General features: G+C 68.4%; 3 protein-coding genes and 1 pseudogene. All 4 read left to right on the top strand.

Features of this window, described 5'->3' with window-relative positions:
- A pseudogene (locus RJ05_RS31355) lies at positions 1-334 on the top strand (sodium/solute symporter); the annotation flags it as partial.
- A 140-nt stretch (positions 335-474) separates the two neighbouring features.
- A complete protein-coding gene (locus RJ05_RS08890) occupies positions 475-831 on the top strand; it encodes a DUF485 domain-containing protein (RefSeq protein WP_036535445.1) in 357 nt (118 codons plus the stop codon).
- Positions 828-2,465 carry a monocarboxylic acid transporter gene (locus RJ05_RS08885; protein ID WP_036535436.1) on the top strand — a complete coding sequence of 546 codons (1,638 nt, stop codon included), beginning with the start codon at positions 828-830 and terminating at the stop codon, positions 2,463-2,465. Before RJ05_RS08890 ends, RJ05_RS08885 begins: the two co-directional genes overlap by 4 nt.
- Positions 2,466-2,517: 52 nt before the next feature.
- On the top strand, positions 2,518-3,479 hold a 962-nt coding region (locus RJ05_RS08880; RefSeq protein WP_036535442.1), incomplete at its 3' end, for an AMP-binding protein.

The following is a 3,479-nucleotide window of genomic DNA, read 5'->3' as shown; positions in this document are numbered from 1 at the left end:
GTGCCCGCTGTTGGTGCTCGGTATCTGGTGGCGGGGTCTCACCGCCGCCGGCGCCGTCACCGGGTTGGTCGCCGGCGGCCTGGCCTCGGGTGGCGCGACCGTGGTGTCGGTGCTCGGCGGCATCTCCGACGAGCTGGCCGGCGGCTGGCCCGCGGTCTTGCTCGGCTATCCGGCGGCGGTCAGTGTGCCGCTGGCGTTCGCGACGATGGTCGTGGCCAGCCTGCTCACGCGCCGCCAGGACGCGCTGACCGTGGCGCGGATCTTCGTGCGCATGCACGCCCCTGAACGCCTCGGTATGGGTGCCGATCGCGAGCGGGGGCTGTCGGCGGGCTGACCGTTCGTCGCGCCGATCCGACCGTTCACCGCACGGTCGATTCCGTCTGCCGAGTGACTCAGGCCACACCATTCTGTGCGGGGCTTACCAGTCGTAACTTCGGTACACACCGTAAGCCACGTCACAGCTAGGACCGGGTGATGACCACAACCGATACCGACGCCGCACCGCCGCCGCGTACGCCGACACCCGAGGAGTTCCTCCGGGTGCAGGCCGGCCCCGAGTTCCAGGAACTGCGAACCCGCTTGCGGCGCTTCGTCTTCCCGATGACCGCCCTGTTCCTCACCTGGTACCTGGTGTACGTGCTGCTCGGCGCGTACGCGCACGACTTCATGGCCACCACGCTGTTCGGCAATATCAATGTCGGGCTGGTGCTCGGGCTCGGGCAGTTCGTGTCCACCTTCGTCATCACCGGGCTCTATGTCCGGTTCGCCAACCGGGAACTCGACCCGCGGGCCGCGGCCATTCGCGAGGAACTCGAAGGGGTCAAGGCATGAGCGTGCAGTATCTGGCCGCCGACACCGTCGGCAATCCGGTCGCCAATATCAGTATTTTCGCGCTGTTCGTGGCGGTCACCATGGTCGTGGTGATCCGGGCCAGCCGCAAGAACACCACTGCCGCCGACTATTTCACCGGTGGGCGTGGTTTCTCCGGCCCGCAGAACGGCATCGCCATCGCCGGTGACTATCTGTCGGCGGCCAGCTTCCTCGGCATCGCCGGCGCCATCGCGGTCTACGGCTACGACGGGTTCCTCTACTCCATCGGGTTCCTGGTCGCCTGGCTGGTGGCACTGCTGCTGGTGGCCGAAATGCTGCGCAACACCGGTAAATTCACCATGGCCGACGTGCTCAGCTTCCGGTTGAAGCAGGGTCCGGTGCGCACCGCGGCGGCGCTGACCACGCTCACGGTCTCACTGTTCTACCTGCTGGCCCAGATGGCCGGTGCCGGCGGATTGGTGGCGCTACTGCTCGATATCTCCAGCAAGTCCGGGCAGGCCGTGGTGATCGCGGTGGTCGGTGTGCTGATGATCGTCTACGTGCTCGTCGGCGGCATGAAGGGCACCACCTGGGTACAGATCATCAAGGCGGTGCTGCTGATCACCGGCGCCGGCGTGATGACGGTGGTGGTGTTCGCGAAGTACGGGTTCAACCTGTCGGAGATCCTCGGTTCCGCGCAGGCCGCGGTGAGCGGTTCGGCCAGCGAGGCCGTCGCCGCCCGCGATGTGCTGGCCCCCGGCGCCCAGTACGGCGGCAGCGAGATGTCGAAGCTGAACTTCCTGTCCCTCGGTCTGGCCCTGGTGCTCGGCACCGCCGGTCTGCCGCATGTGCTGATGCGCTTCTACACCGTGCCCACGGCCAAGGAGGCTCGTCGCTCGGTGGTGTGGGCCATAGCCCTCATCGGTGCGTTCTACCTGTTCACCCTGGTGCTCGGATACGGCGCGGCGGCCATCGTCGGCCCGGACAAGATCCTCGCCGCCGCCGGTGGGCAGAACTCGGCGGCCCCGCTGCTGGCCTTCGAACTCGGCGGTGTGCTGCTGCTCGGCGTGATCTCCGCGGTCGCGTTCGCCACCATCCTGGCGGTGGTGGCCGGGCTGACGATCACCGCCTCGGCCTCCTTCGCCCACGACATCTACGCCAGCGTGCTCAAGCGCGGCAAGGCCGGTGAGGCCGCCCAGGTGCGGGTGTCACGGATCACCGCGGTGGTGATCGGCGTGCTGGCCATCGGCCTCGGCATCCTGGCCAACGGCCAGAACATCGCCTTCCTGGTGGCGCTGGCCTTCGCGGTGGCGGCCGCGGCGAACCTGCCGACGATCCTGTACTCGCTGTTCTGGCGACGGTTCAACACCACCGGCGCGCTGTGGAGCATGTACGGCGGCCTGATCTCGACCATCGTGCTGATCGTGTTCTCCCCCGCCGTGTCCGGGTCGAAGTCGGCGATGATCCCCGGTTCGGACTTCTCCTGGTTCCCGCTGTCCAACCCGGGCATCGTGTCCATCCCGCTGGCGTTCGCGCTCGGCGTCGCGGGCACCTACTACGGCGGACGCCGCGGCGGCGAGGATCCGGCCAAGGCCGCCGAGATGGAGGTGCGCTCGCTGACCGGCGTTGGCGCGGAGAAGGCGGTGGTGCACTGAGAACTGCCCGATCCCCGTTGTCCCCCTTGCTCATTCGATAGGAGTGCACGCGTTGACCACCGTCACCGTCGACCAGCTCGACAGTCCCGCCGCCTACCCGCCGCCCGCCGAATTCGCCGCGAACGCCAATGCCGGTGCCGCCCTGTACGACCGGGCGGCCGCGGACCGGCTCGAATTCTGGGCCGAACAGGCCCGCCGGTTGCACTGGGACCGGCCGTGGAACCAGGTGCTGGACTGGAGCAACGCGCCGTATGCGGAGTGGTTCGCCGGCGGCACCCTCAATGTGGCCTACAACTGCGTGGACCGGCATGTGCTCGACGGCCACGGCGATCAGGTCGCCATCCACTGGGAGGGCGAGCCGGGCGATTCCCGCTCGATCACCTACCGGGAGCTGCTGGCCGAGGTGAGCCGGGCGGCGAACTACTTCACCGAGCTGGGGTTGACCGCCGGGGATCGGGTCGCCATCTATATGCCGATGGTGCCGGAGGCCATCGTGGCCATGCTGGCGTGTGCGCGGCTGGGCCTGACGCATTCGGTGGTGTTCGCCGGCTTCTCCCCGGCCGCGCTGCGCCAGCGCGTCGACGACGCCGGCGCGCGGCTGGTGGTAACCACCGACGGCCAGTGGCGGCGCGGTAAGCCCGCACCGCTCAAGGCCGCGGTGGACGAGGCGCTGGGTGAGTCCGGTGAGACCACCGTCGAACACGTGCTGGTGGTGCGCCGCACCGAGATCGAGGTGCCCTGGACCGAGGGCCGCGACCTGTGGTGGCACGAGACCGTCGCGCAGGCCTCCCCCGAACACCGAGCCCAGCCCTTCGACGCCGAACACCCGCTGTTCATCCTCTACACCTCCGGCACCACCGGAAAACCCAAAGGCATCCTGCACACCTCCGGCGGCTACCTCACCCAGACCGCCTACACCCACCACTACGTCTTCGACCACAAACCCGGCACCGACGTCTACTGGTGCACCGCCGACATCGGCTGGGTCACCGGCCACAGCTACATCGTCTACGG

This window comes from Nocardia cyriacigeorgica NBRC 100375, from assembly GCF_000308555.1.
Lineage (GTDB): Bacteria > Actinomycetota > Actinomycetes > Mycobacteriales > Mycobacteriaceae > Nocardia > Nocardia cyriacigeorgica.
Note: the sequence above shows the minus strand (reverse complement) of the source record. Positions and strands in the feature narration are given on the sequence as shown.